The sequence below is a fragment of the Candidatus Cloacimonadota bacterium genome, from assembly GCA_019429305.1.
Classification (GTDB): Bacteria; Cloacimonadota; Cloacimonadia; order Cloacimonadales; family JAJBBL01; genus JAHYIR01.
In genome coordinates, this window is record JAHYIR010000001.1 from 40,097 (window position 1) to 58,420 (window position 18,324).

At 38.7% G+C, this 18,324-nt stretch carries 18 protein-coding genes; 10 read left to right on the forward strand and 8 right to left on the reverse strand.

The genetic code is table 11. The features are described 5' to 3' along the window. Nucleotides 1-8: 8 nt before the first annotated feature. From K0B81_00170 to K0B81_00180, 3 genes are all read right to left on the reverse strand, one after another. Nucleotides 9-1,388: a TolC family protein gene (locus K0B81_00170; GenBank protein MBW6515014.1), complete on the reverse strand. Its 1,380-nt coding sequence runs from the start codon at nucleotides 1,386-1,388 to the stop codon at nucleotides 9-11. Beyond that, nucleotides 1,385-1,999, reverse strand: a complete 615-nt coding sequence (locus K0B81_00175; protein ID MBW6515015.1) for a TetR/AcrR family transcriptional regulator — start codon at nucleotides 1,997-1,999, stop codon at nucleotides 1,385-1,387. Before K0B81_00175 ends, K0B81_00170 begins: the two co-directional genes overlap by 4 nt. 842 nt (nucleotides 2,000-2,841) lie before the next feature. Next, nucleotides 2,842-4,461: a T9SS type A sorting domain-containing protein gene (locus tag K0B81_00180; protein ID MBW6515016.1), complete on the reverse strand. Its 1,620-nt coding sequence runs from the start codon at nucleotides 4,459-4,461 to the stop codon at nucleotides 2,842-2,844. 327 nt (nucleotides 4,462-4,788) lie between these two features. On the opposite strand from K0B81_00180, the gene K0B81_00185 reads away from it, so the two are divergent. The 4 genes from K0B81_00185 to yihA are packed head-to-tail and all read left to right on the forward strand — an operon-like array spanning nucleotide 4,789 to nucleotide 7,152. Next, nucleotides 4,789-5,205 carry a GNAT family N-acetyltransferase gene (locus tag K0B81_00185; GenBank protein MBW6515017.1) on the forward strand — a complete coding sequence of 139 codons (417 nt, stop codon included), beginning with the start codon at nucleotides 4,789-4,791 and terminating at the stop codon, nucleotides 5,203-5,205. After that, nucleotides 5,202-6,134 carry a DUF2156 domain-containing protein gene (locus K0B81_00190; protein ID MBW6515018.1) on the forward strand — a complete coding sequence of 311 codons (933 nt, stop codon included), beginning with the start codon at nucleotides 5,202-5,204 and terminating at the stop codon, nucleotides 6,132-6,134. Before K0B81_00185 ends, K0B81_00190 begins: the two co-directional genes overlap by 4 nt. A 20-nt stretch (nucleotides 6,135-6,154) precedes the next feature. Beyond that, a complete protein-coding gene (gene queD / locus K0B81_00195; protein ID MBW6515019.1) occupies nucleotides 6,155-6,523 on the forward strand; it encodes a 6-carboxytetrahydropterin synthase QueD in 369 nt (122 codons plus the stop codon). 8 nt (nucleotides 6,524-6,531) lie between these two features. Next, nucleotides 6,532-7,152 carry a ribosome biogenesis GTP-binding protein YihA/YsxC gene (gene yihA / locus K0B81_00200; GenBank protein ID MBW6515020.1) on the forward strand — a complete coding sequence of 207 codons (621 nt, stop codon included), beginning with the start codon at nucleotides 6,532-6,534 and terminating at the stop codon, nucleotides 7,150-7,152. 49 nt (nucleotides 7,153-7,201) lie between these two features. Here yihA and K0B81_00205 read toward each other — a convergent pair whose 3' ends face one another. Continuing rightward, nucleotides 7,202-8,050 (reverse strand): DNA alkylation repair protein, encoded by an 849-nt coding sequence (locus tag K0B81_00205; protein MBW6515021.1) that lies wholly within the window; start codon nucleotides 8,048-8,050, stop codon nucleotides 7,202-7,204. 375 nt (nucleotides 8,051-8,425) lie between these two features. Between K0B81_00205 and corA the strand changes: the two genes are divergently transcribed. From corA to K0B81_00220, 3 genes are read left to right on the forward strand one after another with little or no spacing between them, the layout of a single operon-like run. Further along, entirely contained in the window at nucleotides 8,426-9,484 is a 1,059-nt protein-coding gene (gene corA / locus K0B81_00210) for a magnesium/cobalt transporter CorA (protein ID MBW6515022.1), read from the forward strand. A gap of 20 nt (nucleotides 9,485-9,504) precedes the next feature. After that, nucleotides 9,505-10,296: a DUF432 domain-containing protein gene (locus K0B81_00215; protein ID MBW6515023.1), complete on the forward strand. Its 792-nt coding sequence runs from the start codon at nucleotides 9,505-9,507 to the stop codon at nucleotides 10,294-10,296. 8 nt (nucleotides 10,297-10,304) lie between these two features. Beyond that, nucleotides 10,305-11,168, forward strand: a complete 864-nt coding sequence (locus tag K0B81_00220; protein ID MBW6515024.1) for a mechanosensitive ion channel family protein — start codon at nucleotides 10,305-10,307, stop codon at nucleotides 11,166-11,168. Here the strand turns inward: K0B81_00220 and K0B81_00225 are convergent. Next, the gene (locus K0B81_00225) at nucleotides 11,154-11,627 is read right to left on the reverse strand and encodes a cytidine/deoxycytidylate deaminase family protein (GenBank protein ID MBW6515025.1); all 474 of its coding nucleotides are present in this window, start codon (nucleotides 11,625-11,627) and stop codon (nucleotides 11,154-11,156) included. The two genes, K0B81_00220 and K0B81_00225, sit on opposite strands and share 15 nt — an antisense overlap. Before the next feature lie 225 nt (nucleotides 11,628-11,852). Here K0B81_00225 and K0B81_00230 point away from each other — a divergent pair, with 225 nt between their 5' ends. From K0B81_00230 to K0B81_00240, 3 genes are read left to right on the forward strand one after another with little or no spacing between them, the layout of a single operon-like run. Continuing rightward, nucleotides 11,853-12,458, forward strand: coding sequence for a hypothetical protein (locus K0B81_00230; protein ID MBW6515026.1), 606 nt, complete (start codon nucleotides 11,853-11,855; stop codon nucleotides 12,456-12,458). An 11-nt stretch (nucleotides 12,459-12,469) separates the two neighbouring features. Beyond that, a complete protein-coding gene (locus K0B81_00235; protein MBW6515027.1) occupies nucleotides 12,470-12,817 on the forward strand; it encodes a Bor family protein in 348 nt (115 codons plus the stop codon). A 4-nt stretch (nucleotides 12,818-12,821) separates the two neighbouring features. After that, a complete protein-coding gene (locus K0B81_00240) occupies nucleotides 12,822-15,710 on the forward strand; it encodes a M20/M25/M40 family metallo-hydrolase (protein ID MBW6515028.1) in 2,889 nt (962 codons plus the stop codon). Nucleotides 15,711-16,038: 328 nt separating this feature from the next. Here K0B81_00240 and K0B81_00245 read toward each other — a convergent pair whose 3' ends face one another. The 3 genes from K0B81_00245 to K0B81_00255 are packed head-to-tail and all read right to left on the reverse strand — an operon-like array spanning nucleotide 16,039 to nucleotide 18,297. Next, nucleotides 16,039-17,181: an ankyrin repeat domain-containing protein gene (locus tag K0B81_00245; protein ID MBW6515029.1), complete on the reverse strand. Its 1,143-nt coding sequence runs from the start codon at nucleotides 17,179-17,181 to the stop codon at nucleotides 16,039-16,041. After that, nucleotides 17,178-17,699, reverse strand: a complete 522-nt coding sequence (locus K0B81_00250) for a dihydrofolate reductase (protein ID MBW6515030.1) — start codon at nucleotides 17,697-17,699, stop codon at nucleotides 17,178-17,180. The genes K0B81_00245 and K0B81_00250 overlap by 4 nt, the downstream gene beginning before the upstream one ends. Next, nucleotides 17,692-18,297 carry a molybdopterin-dependent oxidoreductase gene (locus K0B81_00255; GenBank protein MBW6515031.1) on the reverse strand — a complete coding sequence of 202 codons (606 nt, stop codon included), beginning with the start codon at nucleotides 18,295-18,297 and terminating at the stop codon, nucleotides 17,692-17,694. The genes K0B81_00250 and K0B81_00255 overlap by 8 nt, the downstream gene beginning before the upstream one ends. Nucleotides 18,298-18,324: the final 27 nt, after the last annotated feature.

Genomic DNA, 18,324 nt, shown 5'->3' on the forward strand with positions numbered 1-18,324 from the left:
TTTATTGTTTAAAATATTATACCCATTGATTTGTGCAGAGCTTTCTGCGCCATGGTTATCTCATAAGCTGCCTGTAAGTAAGCCAAACGAGCTATTTTATGCTCTAACTGGGCATCTAATACCTCTAAATTGATACCGACCTGACTCTCGTAACGAGCAGTGGCAATGTTCAGACCTCTCTCTGCTAAACCGATCCGCAAAACCTGAGTTTCATAATTCTTTTGAGCATGAGCCAATCGTAAATAAGCATTCCTGATATCTAATTCTATCATATCTTGGAGATCTAAATAATCCAACGTTGCCTTGTTATACTGATGCCGAGCTTGAGCTGTCTTTGCCCGATTTCCGAAACCTTTGAAGATCGGGATCTGTATTCCCAACATTACTTGATAAGAAGAACCGAAATCGTCCGGTTCCCAAGTGAATTTATTTATATTGGAAAAACGATTATACTCCGCAGAGAGGGCTACATTAGGCAAATAATTACCCCGTTCTGCCCGCCAATTGATTTCATACATATCTCTGACCGCTCCCGAAAGATACAGCTCTATGCGTTCAGATTTGCCGCTTTCAATTGCCTCATCCAACTCGACTTCTATCTCTGGAGGAACTGCGATCTCTCCCTGTAAGGTTAGATCATAATCAATACCTAATCCGAGATGTTTTTTAAAACTCTCCTGCCAGAGTGAATAGTTGTTTTCTGCTTCCATTAGTTGAGGTTGCAGCTTATGGAGTTCTAACTCTGCCCGAATAAGATCAAATTCCGATACCAAACCCTGTCCGTACATAGAACTTATTCTATTATAATGCTGCTCTGCCAATTCCAAAGCTTCCCGGTTGATCTCCACGACATCGGTTAGAAGCAAACCCTGATAGAACAGATCGGTCGTTTCATAGATCAGGTTCTGCTTAGTTAATTCATAACGCTTGGCTTCGACTGTTCGATAGATACCGGCTGCTTTGATACCACTGAGCAGTTTACCACCTAAATAGACAACTTGGTCGAGTTTTATCTGACCAAAGAAATTGGTCTCATCCTGTTTTTGCTCCGGAATAAGCATATTGAAACCCTGTTCAATATAAGCAGCTAATAGTTCATCATCTTCAGTGGCATTCTCTGATAACTCATCGGTTATGTTAAACGCCGGGGGGATCATCGAACCGGGCAGCTCGGTTCTTAGCAATTGATAACCACCATTGAAGCTTATCTGAGGGAGCAATGCTGATGTCACTTCTCTGTAAAACTCCCGGGCGATCGCTATATCTTCCCCTGCCGATCGAAGAGATAGATTGTTCTTGATCGCCAATTCTATACTGTCTTCCAGTGTTATACTGATTAGTGATGATGTAAGTAATAAGATTAATGTAAACAATATTATAGTTTTCACTTGTCCTCCTTGTGGACATCTATGTTGATCAAATCAGCTATATTATTCACGAGGATAGAGATGTATTTGTCCCGAGTATTTTTTTTTGTAAAATCCTTACCCAAGAAATCCTCAAAGAGTTTTGGGAAAAGACCCGGATAAAACACTGCAGAGAGTACTTGTACAAGAACTATTTTCTTTTCAGGTAATGTCGAACCGGGAAGTTTTTCACTGATCAAAGCAAAAAAACGATTCAAGAAATCACTAAACCTTCTTACAAACTCCGGATCATATTTACCATGAATAAAGGCATCGTAGAAATGTGCCTTCATTAAACCCCGATACATAAACATACCTTCGATAGTATCACTAAGATAACTCTTTAATGCTTTGAGAGGATCTTTTTCCCATAAGATCTCATAGACTCTAAGGTTATTGATAAACGCCTCATCAAGGGTTGCTTTTAAGGTTTCCTCTATCAAATTTTCCTTAGAACCAAAGTAATAGTTGATAGCTGCAGGATTTACTTTGGCTTTATCGGCGATCTTTCTTACTGTTACTTGCTGGATCCCTTCCTCTTCGATACACTCTATCACAGCCAGAATTATCTGCTTGATTATTTCTTCTCTCATCTCTCCTCTCTTCTTAAACAATTGTCTTAAACGATTGATTCAAACAAGTGTTTCAAAAAATGTTTTACCCCTTTCCCTGTCAAGATTTTAAGAGATCCAACTCTCACATCCCCCCCATTTTTTTTCTAAAAGCATGACAACTGCACCATCTGATTAGCCGATCCTTTGAATGGAATCTTCGAATACCTCTTGAAACACTCGAATATTTCAGCTGCCACATTAGCCAAACGGTATAGACAAATACCTTCTGTTTTCCTAGATGATTCTTCCTAACAAGCATGAACTATCTCTTTCGATTATTAATCCGTTGCTTTTCTGCGAGTTGTTGATTTCTTACCTTGGGGTATAGCCTCTCACAACTTTTCTTTAAACTGACCTTTTCTTCCAACTTCATTCCGACATGGTTAACAATTATAGAAGATTTTTCAATATATCCCGTACGCTATCACAGGAGAACTTAAACCCGGGCAAAGTGAATTCATTAATGTAGCCGGATAGCTCTGCTATTGATAGATAGTATCAAAGAGATTTCTTATTCTAATAATGAAGAAGGTATCACAGTTCTTGGGAAGAGAAAATCTGTCGCCTAAAAAGTATTCACATAACAGACTGGAAAAGGCTTTTACAAGTATAATGAAGTACTGGAATTCCAGATAGAAAAGGTCTATGACTTCAACTGAAACATACGGTCAAAGCTGCTGCAAATATGCTTCGCCTCGATAACCGGATACACAATCAACCCTTACTCCGCTGGGTGTCTCATTCTCTACGGTAAATACCCTGAAGAAAAAAGGGGATGCGAGATTTATAAAATACTATTTCCTCCAGTTATTTGCTTTTACTCATTTCAGATAGAGCATTTTGCGAGTTCTGTCATAGTCTCCGGCCTGTAGGCGGTAGAGATATACCCCGCTGGGGAGGTCTCCGCCCCTGGTAGTTCGTGGTGACCAGATCACCGAATGCTCTCCCTGTTCCAATCTATCATCTATCAGGGTAGTTATCTTCTGCCCACCGATATTGAAGACTTCCAGTTTTACCTTCTCTCCCTTATCAAGATAGAAACTGATCCTTGTCTCCGGATTGAAGGGGTTGGGGTAGTTACCGAGGAGTTCGGTTCTGAAGGGGATAATTTCAGGTTCGGAAGAACTTAAGGACGGGGTTGCCAGTACTCGGTTGGATGGTCCGGATTCTCCCTCATCATACAGTGCCGTGACATAATATCTGTAGGTGACCTCATTGATCACATCGGTATCAAGATACTCGGTGACAGCGAGTAACTCCTCGTTGATCTGCTCATCATCACGATAGACATTATATCCGAGAAGGGTTCGCAGGCTGTCGGGCGGCTCGTGCCAGTTAAGGGTTACGATCTTATCACCGGGAGTAGCAGAAAGAGAAGCAGGGGGAATGAACTCGAAATAGAAAGTCTGCCAGCTCAGATAGGGGTAGCCGTCATTATGGAACATATAGACATCTTCAACCCAGATATTCTCGAAATCCCAGTTGATATACACATTGTCCGCATAGGGATAGGTCATCTCTTCGGTAGTTCTACCGTATGGGAATCCGGCGTATGGGAATCCGGTTGTCTCTGTATTGTAATAACAATTCCAGGGTGCACACTCCCAAACAAACCCCACTATCGGTCCTCCATACTGCTCTGAACAGGTGATAGCACCGGTAACGTAGCTGAGGTCCATATATGTACTCCATGCCATTCCTGCTATTCCGCCGACATAAATACCACCGGAAACCTCAGCATGAGTATATAAATTATTGGTCTGTGACCAATTGATATACCCAACCAGCCCGCCAACATAACTGCTTCCGGAGACAGACCCTTTTGTATAACACTTTGTTACTTCAACGCCACTGTTATAGCCTATTAAGCCTCCAACAAAATCACCTCCGCTTATGTTCCCTTCCACGAAACAATTTTCGATTAAGCCGCTTTCTGCTGCCTGACCGGCAATCCCGCCGACATGTTCATCCCCTATAACCGTGATATTGGTCAATCCCAGGTTTCTTACCGTTGCTCCATAGCTTATACTGGCAAATAGTCCTACTCCCCATCCCTCCGGGCGGTTAATATAAAGTCCGTCAATCTTATGCCCCTGTCCGTCAAAATGACCTTGGAAACTGTAAAAATCACGTTCATTTGCAGGCAGGATACCACTCTTGTTTAACGGTCCACCAAAATCATAGTTTTCTCCTATCGGTTCCCAGCCCTCTCCGTCAAACCAGTTGATGGTTTCCGAAGCATCGATATCGGATGTCTGAACAAAGTAAAGACCGTCGGTTTCGTTATTAGATTGATAGACGGTTATCCAGTAGAGATTCTCCAGGCAAGCTATCTGATAAGGATTGGGCTCTGTCCCGTCACCGGCGGGTGGTACAGCGGTCTGGGAAAAAATACTTACGGTTAAAAGCAGTAGAACGAGTATAGAGTAATACTTAAACATTTTTTCCTCCTGATAATCGGGTTACCGACAGAGCAATACTCTGCCGGTAACCCTTGTTGTGTCAATGTTTAATTATGCTCGTCATTTTATAATGAGCATCTTTTTTACCTGTGAATAATTATCTGCGACCAACCTTTAGTCATCTATATAGTCGGATAGATCCGACTATATAGATGACTAAGGGTAAGAGAGAGATATAAAGCATTAAGTAGAGGCATATTAAGCAGATTAAAAGAAGTTTTTTGAATATCTGGATGTTATTCTCAAAGTGCTTTACAATTCTCCAAGGATATTTTTCTTTGTTGGAAAATAATTGAGGTACTATAATTGAAAGAAATAACCTATCGTATAATTAAAGAAGCTGATAATGAGCAGTTAGTGAAACTATACCGGACAGCCGGTTGGTGGAGTGAAAAGAATGATAACATTGATTTTTTGAGTGATCTGGTAAGAAATTCTTTTCTCTTTATCGGAGCATATGATGGAGAGGATCTGATAGGAATGGGTCGCAGCCTTTCTGACGGGGTAAGTGATGCTTATATTCAGGATGTGACAGTTCTACCGGAATACCGGAAAAGGGGTATAGGTGGCGAGATAATCAAGACAATAGTCAAGAATCTGCATGCCAGAGGGATAAAATGGATTGGTTTGATCGGAGAACCTGGAACCCAGCATTTTTACGAAGAATTGGGTTTTTCTAAAATGGTTGATTATATACCGATGCATTATAAAGGTAAGAAATGATCAGTTTTGATATCAGCATGCTTCGAAACGTTAAGATCGAAGATTATGAAGAAATATCGGTAGTATTGAAGAGGTATCCAACATCAAGAAGTGCGTATGATATAGTAAATTTGATGATTTGGGGTACCCAGTTCAAATCACAATGGACAGAACATAATGGAAGACTACTTATTTACAATGAGCTTTGGACTTGTATTCTTATGCCTTTGGGATCTTATCCATCTCCCGATGAGTTAAAAGAGATTGCCCGGGCATTTTATAATGCCGGAAAGTGTAGCTCCATTTCTTATGTAGATAATGAATATGTAGCACAATTTGGAGATCATCTTCAAGAATTTGAAGTTGTGAAAGATCTTAATACTGCAGACTATATCTATCTCAGCGAGAGATTAGCTAAACTTAGCGGGAAGAAGCTGCAAAAAAAGAAGAATTTGATCTCTCAGTTTCTCAGGGCAAATGGAGATTATGAAGTGCATGATCTAAGCCCGACCGATGGAGAAGAGTGTCTACAGTTTTCTGATGAGTGGAAAGAAGAGCATCCGGAAGACAAAGAAAAGGGTTATAAGTATGAACGGGAAGCCATGAGACGCGCTTTCCAATATTTTGACAGATTGGCTCTCTCTGGCTTGGTTATCAGGCATAACAAGAAAATTATCGCCTTTTCTATATTTTCCGAACTGAAGGAAGACATGGCGATCATTCATTTCGAAAAATTTGCCAGAGATGTCAAAGGTTCTGCGCAAATAATCAACTGGGAGACAGCAAAGCATTTAAATAAGAATTATCAGTATATAAACCGAGAAGAGGATATGGGCATTCCCGGACTGAGAAAATCGAAACTTTCCTACCAGCCATTGATGCTCTTGGACAGCTATAAACTCAAGAGGAAGAAAAGTGAACAAATGGCGAAAGTGAATGCTGGTGTTTAATTTAAAGATAAGGAGTTGTGATGTATAAGTTAAAAGTGACAACCAATTTTTCTGCAGCCCATCGCTTAGATGGTTATCAGGGCGATTGTGCGAATCTGCATGGACATAACTGGCGTGTTCAGGTCGGAATTATATGTCTGGAACAGGATGATATTGGCTTAACGATAGATTTTAAAGAGGTTAAGAAAAGATTAAATCAGGTTGTTTCCGAATTAGATCATAAACTATTAAATGATCTCCCCTGGTTTCGTGATAAAAATCCGACCTCTGAAGAGTTAGCTCGTCATCTGTATAACAGAGTAAAGGAATCATTTAATGATCTTTCTTGCCAGATCGCAGAAGTAGAGATCTGGGAATCGGAAAACAGTTCTTTGGTGTATTCAGAATAATTGAGATGCTGAAAATAGTCGAATCCGAATTTATAACCAGTGCTGTAGAGAAACGACAATACCCGGAAAGCCCCTTTCTGGAGATTGCTTTTGCCGGAAAATCCAATGTCGGTAAGTCTTCGTTGATCAATGTGTTGCTCAACAGAAAAAAGATAGCTAAAACAAGTTCTACACCGGGTAAAACAAGATTGATCAATTTCTTCAAGGTTCGCGTGATTCGATATAATGAGCAACAGGAGAGAATCGGAGAGGGTTTTTTCTCGCTGGTTGATCTGCCCGGTTACGGTTATGCTAAAGTCAGTAAAACCGAGCGTGAAAAATGGAAAGCAATGATCAAAACCTATCTGGAGTCGAGACCTGAATTGAGATTACTGCTTTTGTTGGTCGATATCAGACATAGTGCCGATCATAAGGATAAGTTAATGATCGAGATGCTGGAAGCTTATCAGCTGCCTTATATCATAATTGCTACTAAAGCGGATAAAGTTCCTAAAACTACTATTAATAAATATCTAAAAGGGCTCAGTCGCGAATTTGGTAAAGACAGGGGAGAGTTCTTGGCAGTTTCGGTGTTGAATAAGACCGGAATCAAGGAAATGCTCGAAAAATTAGAAGAGACACTATTCTAAGATCGTTGTAAATTTATGATTGGATAGTCTCTGTATTGTTTGCAGTAGCTTAATGTTGTGCGTTATCGTTTTCCTGTTTCAGTAATTTAGCTAATTTATTTCCCACATATGAGATTTTTTTATCTCTCTCAGCCCTCCAATCGTAGATGACAAATTTTGTCAAAGTCATGAAATCGGGAGATTTATCTTTTAATCCTTTCTGCAAATAGATCGAGAGGATTTTTCTTAGAGCCATCATCAGGGTTCGTATTCTTTTATCGGAACCGGTCATTATCCATTCCCTAATATATGGATAGGTTTCTGCAGGACGGGAACGAACAACCTGTAAAAGGATATGAGTGACTTTCTTCTGTACCTCTAAACTTTCATCATCTAGCGCTCGGGTTAAAAAATCTAGAACAAAGGTCGGATCTCTCTCTGCCATTAGTTCCATGCCGTGAAAAGAGATGATTCTTTTCTTTTCTATATCGGATTTAAGCCATTCCGGCATCATTTCCTTCATTACATTCTGGTTTTTCCGCCACATCTCATAAATAATACTTTCTACTTCCCATGGAACTGATTCATAATTTTTTTCCAAGATAGCTACGATATTTTTGGGGTCATTGGCGTAAAGGTTATAGAAAAAGAAAAAAGCAGTTGCTCTGATGCCGTATATTTTGTGTGTTAACATTTGATCGGCAATTTTTGTAATCTGTTTCTTGTTTTTGTAATTAGTCATCAACTTACCGACTAATTCTCTAATGAAATAATTCGAGGTTTTACTCAATTCTTCTAATAGTTCCATAGCAGCTTGTTCTTTTTTCTCATCAAGTAAAGCAAATGCTTTATTAACTTCACCTTCGATATTTTGCATTTGTAGAGCATCAAGTCTGCCGACATCTTTGATTTCAATCATAGTTTACCATCTTTATTGATTTCTTTGTTTCTGTTGATTAAATATGCCTATCTGGGATGAGATAGCTTTCTATTGTTAGTTTTTTACTCACTTCAATAATGTTCATCTAAATTGTAATATTGATTATCCTCTCGAATGTGGCATTTATATCAATAGCAGTTAAGGGATTCCCTTAACAAAATCTATGTTACAAATGAGTTGGAATCAGTCAATCTCTTTTTTTCATGCAATGCTCCCAATTCAGCTATTAATCTCGATCAGTTGAACCAATTTTACTGAAGTGTTTTTCAGTTTTCACTTGATAATTAATTGCAGTATAATTATTAGTCTTACGAGACATTAATTCTGAGTAAGTGCTATTATAAGGGAGGAATAATGCCAAAAATAGTTAAAAGGTCAGTTAAAGCCGGGTTACCCCCGGGTACTCTGATTCATATTGGAGAACAGAAAGTTACCGATATCAAGATCACATCCATCCATTACAATAACTCTCAGGTCTCGAAGGAAGAGATCAAAGAGTTTTCCAGTGACTTGATCAGAAAGGATGATTTTGTGCAATGGATCAACATCGATGGATTGCATAATGTTGATTTGCTGAAACAGATCGGTACTACCTGTGATTTGCATATTCTAACCTTGGAAGATATTCTCAATACCGAACAAAGACCAAAGATCGAGGATTATGGGAACTACTATTTTATAGTAATTAAAATGCTCTCTTATAACAAAGAAACTCATGAAATAGAACAAGAGCAAGTCAGTGTTATAGTAAAAGACAATTTGGTAGTTACATTTCAGGAAAGAGAAGGTGATGTATTTGATCCGATCAGAGAAAGGGTCAACACAGTCGATTCCAGAATAAGACGCAACGGTGTTGATTTCTTGCTCTATGCATTGATAGATGCAATAGTAGATAACTATTTTATCATTCTTGAAAGAATAGGAGACGAGATAGAGGACATTGAAGAGACTATCCTTTCTAACCCGTCTGATGAAGTGATGCGAAATCTCTATATGCTGAAAAGAAATGTTGTTTTAATGAGAAAGAACATCTGGCCAATGAGAGAAGTGATAGGGTTTTTAGAAAGAACAGATGTCAGATTGGTCAAAGAAGGGAATAAGGTATATTTCAGAGATCTATATGACCATACCATACAGGTGATTGACAATATCGAGAGTTTGCGAGATTTGATTGCCGGTATGGTAGATATCTATCTATCTACTATTAGTAATCGTATGAATTCGGTAATGAAGGTTTTGACTATTATTGCAACAATATTTATCCCCTTGACCTTTATTGCCGGAGTTTACGGAATGAATTTTGTCAATATGCCGGAACTGGAATGGAAACTGGGATATCCCCTTGTCATAGCGATAATGATAGGGATCGGTTTAGTTATGTTGCATATATTTAGACGTAAAAAATGGCTATAAACAATAAAAGTGAGGTAAAAATGAAGTATTGGCAACCAGTGGAGATAACAGATAAAACTTTCTATAACACAAGATTGGGACCTCTACAGATCTTGCTGGTCAAGGAACTCAATGAATTGAAGATATCCGAGAGCCGGCTAACAGAAGAGGAGATGATAGAGGAAGATTGGGAGCAGATTAGTAGGAAAGCAGAGAAATGTGATCCACTTGATTCTTCAAATTGGAAAAGATGGATTGTGCCAGAAGAACCTTTGAAATTGAAATTCATTCCGGTTATGCCTGATCGTCCTGTAGTAGTAAGACCGGAGAGTGCTATTCAGATCTTGCCCGGTAATAAGACCCGCTTTTTTGTTTCAATCCCTGTTTGGGTTAGAATTGCTACAGAAAAGGATGAAACTCTGACCGATATTCCAACTCTTATTCCTTCCAATACTTGGTTTGGTGAACCACTTACCGGCGAGCTTTGTTATGCGGTTAAATCAAAGACAATTACCAATTTTGAACACCGGAAAGTGAAAGTTTATACTGCAATCTGCCCTATTTTTATTGAGAATCATTCTCCTAGTAACTTCTTTTTTAGACGAATATCTATCCATACAGAGTTTTTGGGTATATATGCCGGGCAGAAGCACCTCTGGACAAATCAGCTCGATGTTAAGATCGAAGGTGATGACCAGAAGAGTTACATAGATTTTTCAGAATCTGCTCCTGAAATAGAGAAGATCAGCGGTCAGTTGTCTGCACCACGAGAAGTGCCTACTAAAAAACTTTATCGTAAGATGTTTGCTGATCTACCTTTTATTAAGGGCTAGGAGGTTGTATGTCATCAATTATTGAAACTATTGCAAGCTGGCTGACTCCGGAAAATTTAAGAATAGTCATCAAGATAGCTATAATCGTTTTTATCGGAATCCCTTTAGTTAAAATAATCGCTAATTCTCTTGGGAGATCGGTCGGTAGAAGAAAGAGTTCACTACAGAGTGAAATGCTGATCAGAAAAACTATTTATTATTTAGGTCTGACGATCATATTCGTTACTCTGCTCAATATATTTGGTTTTAATATCTCTGTACTGCTTGGAGCAATAGGAATATTTGGAGTTGCTCTCGGCTTTGCTTCTCAAACTAGTGTATCCAATATTATCAGTGGTATTTTCCTGATTACGGAAAAACCGATAGAAATCGGTGATGTAGTACAGATAGGTACTACTGTCGGTATAGTTCTCTCAGTAGATTTATTGTCAGTGAAATTGAGAACTTTCGATAACAGATTTGTGAGAATTCCCAATGAGTCAATCATCAAAACGGAAATGGTTAACATCACAAGATTTCCTATACGGCGACTTGATCTGGATATTGGAGTTGCCTATAAAGAGGATATTGCCAGAGTTATTAGTATTCTAAAAGATTTAGCAGCAAAAAATCCTTACTGTTTAGAAGAGCCAGAACCTATGATCTTTTTGAATAACTTCGGCAATTCTTCCATTGATATCAGATTCGCCCTCTGGTTTGAGAAGAAGGATTTGATCAATCTAAGAAGCAGTATTATGCTGGCGATAAAAGAGAGATTTGATGCCGAAGGTATTGAAATACCTTTCCCACACATCACTGTCTATACCGGAGAAGAGGCAAAGCCGTATCCTATCAAACTTACTGAAGGGGATAAAAGCTCAAAGCCGAGTTAGCTTCCAAGTATCCTTTTCTACGTGAATTAACTCGACATCAGCTTCTTTGAACATCTGTTGAGCTAATTGGTCTGGGTAACCGTCAAAGATATATACTGTCTTAATCTCAGCATTGATAATCATCTTGGCACAAATACTACAGGGGTGGTTAGTGCAGTACATCTCTGCTCTTTGGGTTGTACTGCCATTGATGGCTGCCTGAATAATGGCATTTTGTTCGGCATGTATTCCGCGACATAACTCATGTCTTTCACCGGAGGGGATATTGTTCTGTAATCTGATACAACCCGTGTGTTCACAATGGGCAATATGCTTGGGAGCTCCATTATATCCGGTTGATATGATCTGATTATCTTTAACTAAAACAGCTCCGACTTTACGTCTAATACAGGTAGAGCGCTGTGAAACTAAAACTGCCATGTCCATGAAATACTGTTGCCAAGTTGGTCGATTTTCCATATATACATCCTTCTTCAGTATATGTTGAACTTTTAATAAAGACACTCTATGTCAAGCAGAGATTTATGTTTCCTGAAAGTTAATGTATAATAGTTATGTTAGAAATCCAAGGAGTTAACAGAGAAACAGCATTCTATTTACACATAACCGTACAAAGTTCTTTACATGAAAAATAGGTCAGCAAAACTTGCCGGTAAGAAAAAATCACAAAAGAGTAAGGTATAAATGAATAGATCAAAGCTTGTAGAAATAAACCTGCTGTTCATAATTGTTGGAATGTTAGTTTTATCCGTAAATAGTTGTAGTAGATGTTCTCCAGATGAAGAAATGCATTTCAGAATTAACGAAGAACTGCTGGGAGAGACCTTTGCCGATTCATTGTTAGCTATCGAGTTGCGAATTCCAGTTAACTGGACTGACATTACTGAAGATATTAAGATCTTAGTAGAGTCGAGATTTGAAGACGCTCAGCTCGATTTTGAGCAGGGGCTTAAATTTCAAAAGGGATATGGTAACTTAGAAGAGATGGCATTCATGCTTATCTTTGATTTTGATTATCGGAAAATTAGTGATGACAAAGAAGAAGCGATCTTAACTTTTTTAACTGACTTCGCTGAAGTTACAGAAATATTTCAACAGGGGACTTACTTGTTTAATGATTTTCGTTTTCATCAACTAACATCGAGAGAGAACGATATTATCAATATTAAATTGTTAGGATACGGTCAGGAAGAAGGTGTTTTCTTGCTTGATTATTACATTCATGAACCTAAATATATGAATTACATTGCAACTATAGAGTCTTCCATCGGTTCAATAAAACATAAGTAAGCGGAGGTAATATGCTGAAAAAAGGTGTTATGTTGACTATAGCACTTATTCTTTTATTGAGCTTAATTGCTTGCAGTACGCATGTACATACTGTTGGTAGAGGTCCTCAAACCGGGCAAGAAGTTCAAGCCCGCCAATGGTATATTTTATGGGGTTTGGTACCCATTAATACCGTTGATACTTATCAGATGGTTGCTGGTGCAACTGATTATGAAATCAAAACAGAACAGAGTTTTCTTGATGTAGTTATCAATTTCTTTACAAGTTCAGTTACCGTTTATTCAAGAACAGTAACAGTAAAAAATAATCCTACAATCAGAGAGCCATGGAAGACTCTTCATTATTTTTTAAGGAGTTAATAAAATGACAAAGCGTTTTTCTTTAACAGTATTACTAATTACTCTGATCATTACTCTTTTTGGAGTTGATGCAAATTACCTGATCAGCGTTGATGTTGCCAATGCCTGCAACAGAACTATTTTACGTGAGTTTGATCTGCAGATCTATCACATATCAGGAGATAATCTAATTGCTGGTATCTCTGATCTAAACAAGATATCACGTTCAGATGTTTCATGGAAGCTGATTGATGAGAATCCATGGTCAGATAAATATTACATTATCTCTGATAAAAAGGGAAAAAAGATAGAATTGGATGCAACTTTAGGAAAAGAGATCTATCGAGATGAAAATATAATGATCATCAAAACAACGGAGTTATCAGTAGAGCAGATTACTATTATCCCTTACTCGATCACAGAGATGTTTCCTATTCCGATAAATTACCGTTATGAGAGGGTCTATCCTTCATTGAGGACAGAAATCCAAACTGAAAGAACAGTAGTTAATGATCTATTAACTGAGATAAATCCCGATAGCTTGGGTTACTTTATTCAGAGTCTGGAGGATTTTGGAACAAGATATTGTTTTGCTGCTAACCGTGATCAGGTAGCAAATTGGATCAAAAACGAGTTTATAAGATTTGGATATACCGATGTCGTTATTGATTCTTTTTATCAAAACAATGTTTGGCATAAGAATGTAGTAGCAACGATAGAAGGAACCTTAAATCCGGAACAGATTGTTATTATTGGTGGTCATCATGATGCCATTACTTATACTAATCCATATGTTAATGCACCCGGTGCAGATGATAATGCTTCCGGTTCTGGTGCTGCTCTGGAGATAGCCCGGGCTCTGAAGGCGATAAACTATCAACCCGAAACGACTATTAGATTCATTACTTTCGCTGCTGAAGAGGTCGGTTTGTGGGGTAGCCATCACTATGCGCAAGCTGCTTTTGATCAGGGAATGAACATCAAAATTATGCTTAATAATGATATGATCGCTCATACAACCTATCCTCCCGATAATTGGTCTATTGTGATTTATGAATACTCTGGTTTTGAAAATGAAGCAAATTTTTCCAGACAGGTATTACAGCAGTTTACCAATTTAACTCCAGTAACAGGATACAACTCTCCTTCTTCAGATAGTTATCCTTTTTGGACAAGAGGATTTCCTCCTATTTTCTTTATTGAGACAGATTTCAATCCCTATTATCATACAGTAAACGATCTTTTCATTCATCTCAATATGGACTATGCTATCGAGACGGTTAAAGCTACAGCTGCTATAGCAGTTCTCATAAACTCAGTTCCCGACATACCAGAAGATTTTTTAGCAAGAGATGCCGGTAACGGTTCTGAGCTCATTTTAGAATGGTCTCCTGTTGAATCTACTGTCATTGACTATTATCAAATAGGAGTCGGTTTGAGTACTGGGAGTTATACCTCTTTTTATGAGACTGAGGATACTTCACTGACACTATCAGGCCTCACAGAAGGGGTGACATATTATGTAGGTCTTAGTGCAGTAGGTGCTTCGGGATATGCCAGTGCGATGGTCGAAACGACGGGTACTCCAAGATCTGTACCATTAGCTCCGGTAGGGCTATTTGATATGCCTCTATCTGACAGAATAATTTTGAACTGGTCTCCCAATATGGAAGCAGATCTAGCTGGTTATAGGTTATACCGTTCCGAGCAGGAAGGGGAGTTGGGAGTTCAGATCAATCAAGAACTATTAACTGAAAACTCGTATATTGATATCGATGTTGAAGCAGGTATTTATTATTACTATACTCTCAAAGCAGTAGATGAAACTAACAATGAAAGTGAACCATCCGAGCAAGTTAGGTCGAGAATCGTCACTATGGATCAGGGTGTATTAATAGTTGCCGATACACCTGACGGTAACGGAAGCTTTCAAAATCCTACTCTGGCTAGTGTAACAAGCTTCTATAATCAAATTCTGACAGGATACTATCCGGATATCTATCCCTTATGGTCTGAATATCGAGTCAAATTAGCCGATCTGGGTGCCTATTCGACAATAGTCTGGCATAAAAATAATGTTGCAGTTTCTACTTACGATGATGAGATAATCAACGTTATCAAACAGTTTCTTGATCTCGGTGGCAATATTCTTTTCTCTACCTACTTTCCCGGAAACCTTTTTGGTAACTCCAACGTCTATCCAAACAACTTTAGTCAGGGGAATTTTATTTTCGATTACCTAAAAATAAATCAAGTAAACATGATCAGTTCGGCAAGGTTTAAGTCTGCTAATTCGACTGTTTCTAACTATCCTGAGTTGATAATTGATGAAGATAAAGCTCCTGCCGGTTTTAACTATCATATTTTCAATGTTGAGAGCATTACACCTGCAAATCAGGGCACTGAGATATACAGCTATCATTCCGATTTTCCGGATGGAAGCCCTGAAGCTTCGATGAACGGTTTACCGGTAGGTATCGAATATATCGGGAATGATTACAAGGTCATCACTTTGAGTTTTCCTCTCTATTACATTGATCAGCAAGATGCTCGTGATTTCATCTCTTATGTAATGAATGAGAAATTCTTTGAGCCGGTCAGTGTAGAAGATGATGTTGTTATTCCCATCACCGATAAAGAGTTCTATTTATATGGCAACTATCCGAATCCCTTCAACCCTGAAACTGTCATCAAGTTCTATTTACAGCGAGAATCAATTGTTACTCTTGCAGTCTATAATCTTAAAGGACAAAGAGTTAGGGTGCTAATTGATGATAAAGTGGGAGTGGGTGAACACTTAGCTGTCTGGAATGGTAAAGACGATCATAATCGGGAAGTAGCGAGTGGGATCTATTTTTACCAATTAACAACGGAGTTTGGTCAAGATATCAAGAAGATGCTTCTGATGAAATAAAAGAATTAAATCCTATATAGTTAGTTTATCGACAAAAGAGTTGTATATAAATCTTTTTTATGATGTGACTTCATCAAGCTCAGAAGCAGTAACTAAGAAGAAATATCCTCGGTTCGATAAATTTTACCACTCAAAAATGAGTGGTAAAACACTCATGATTACATATATTATTGTAATTCTTTTTATAATCTGTGTTTATCATTTTTTAAATCAGTGTAAATCCGTGGTTTAATGCTTGCTGTTTTGTTTCGAGGTTGGTCAGAAATGAGATCTCTCCATTTCGCTACGCTCCAGTCGAGATGACACTTCTATTTAGTCAGTTTTGTGGTTATTCAGAAATCAATTCTATGATGTGATCTTCTAATCTCCAGTTCCAGGTATCGAGTGCTGTTTTTCCAGATTTATCGAGGATAGCTCTATCTATATTATGTTTTAATAGGGTATCGATCGTCTGCGGATTTCCTCTTTCCAAGGCATAGAAAAGGGCAGACCAACCATTGTTATCAACAGCATTGATCTCTGCACCTTTTGACAATAACATTGCCACAATATCCGGTAAATCCATCTTTACTGCTCTCATTAACGATGTATCGCTTAACTGAGCTCCGCGTGCATTGATATCAGCACCGGCAATGATCAGTTTTTCGGCAATTGATTTATCCCTGTTATCAATAGCTAAAAAGAGGGCTGGATTATTCTGTCTTACATCCTTGACATCGGGGTTCACTCTACTCTCCAGTAGCAGACTAACTATTTGTTCATTCTTGTGAAAGATCGCCTCTACTAAGGGAAATTCACCATGTCTCGTTTTCAACTCCGGATCAGCACCATTATTCAATAACAGAGATACCATTGGGGTATCCTGATTAGTAACAGCTGACAGGAGTGGAGTCCATTGATAACGATCTCTTTGATTAACTCTCGCTTTGTTGGTTAAGAGATATTCAGCGATTCGATAATGACTAAATAGCACAGCATATCTCAGGGGAGTCAAACCGTCTTCATCGGCTTTGTCAATTTCTGCTCTCGAATCGATCAAGAATCTCACAGCTTCGAACTTGCCATTTCTGGCAGCTAAAATGAGTGGAGTAAAGGAGTCCTCGTTAAGCCGGTTTATATCAAATCCGAGAGCAAACATAGTGTCCAGGATATTAACCAAACCAAGACCGGCAACAGTAACAAAGAGGTCCGGCAGGAAGAATCTACTTAGTTCGGAGGGTGTCATGCCGGTTATCTCTACGATCTCTAATAGATCAACGTTATGCAGAATCTCATTCAATTCGAGCAGATCTCTATCTTCACGTAATCCTGAAGTCAATAAACTATTCAGTGTGCTTTTCGTCTCCATTAGTACTTCCTGACGTTCTATTTCCTGTAACTCTTCTGTAATTAATTCATCAGCAGAGATCAGCGTATGGAAAGAAAAAAAACAGAATACTATTAGCAAACATAAAAAGATAGAGAACTTCATACGGTAGTTCTCTTTTGATATGTCATAAAGTCATAATCGAAAGGGTTATCTTCATCTCTTTTCCCCTTTTCGGAAGAGATAAGCAACCATTCATCCTCGTCATAGAGAGGAAAGTATGTATCTCCGGCAAAATCCTCATTGATTCTGGTCAGATAGAGTTTTTGCGCATAGGGAAGGAAGAGTTCGAAGAGTGTCTCGCCTCCGATGATGAAAATCTCTTTTTCCTGCCACTCACCTGAATTCATTTTCTGATCTATCAGGAGAAAAAACTCGTCTATATCAGCAACCCGATAGACATCTTCGTCCGTCTGTTTACGGGAAAATAGGATATTGACACGACCGGGGAGCGGTTTTCCGATAGATTCTATAGTCTTTCTACCCATTACGACGATATTACCCCAAGTTAAGTTCTTAAAGTGCTTTAAATCTTCCGGCAAAGACCACGGTATCCTGTTTGCCAAACCAATTACCCTGTTCTTCGCTACGGCTGCAACAATTGATATCTTTAACTCATTCATCTAAAAACCTCTTCACTTCTCCATCCGGTATCTGTCGAAGTTTGAAACCGGAATTAACATCTCTCATGAACCCGGCTGTAATATAGGCATCGTCGGGATATCCCCTTTTTTCCCAGAATCCGGAGACATATTTCTCGGAAAAGATAACTTCTACAACACTCTTTGCCGATTTATAACCCCAAAGATAGGGGCAGAATAATCTCACCGGACCGCCGTAATCCTCTTCCAGCCATTGATCATCAAATTCATAAGCCAACAGAGTTCTCTCCTGCATTGCAATATCGAGAGGTATAGATGTATCATAGAACTTGCCGACTGACCAAAACCTCACAAAGTTAGTCTCCTCATTGATCCCTGCAGCTTCTGCCACATCGGATAATTTAACTCCACCCCAACGACCAAAGACCGAAAAGCGGGTAACACTCGTCAATCTCGCTTCAGCTACTGTTTTTGGCATGTTCATGAGATAATCCCAGTTCAGGACCTGTGGATTTTGACAAGTACCACTGATCTTAATCTCCCACTTCTCTCTCTTTAATCTTCCAGGATGACCTTCAGCCCAGAATATCGGTGTATTAAGTTCTTTTAATCTGCTCATTAGACAGTCCTCTCTAAATAGCTATTT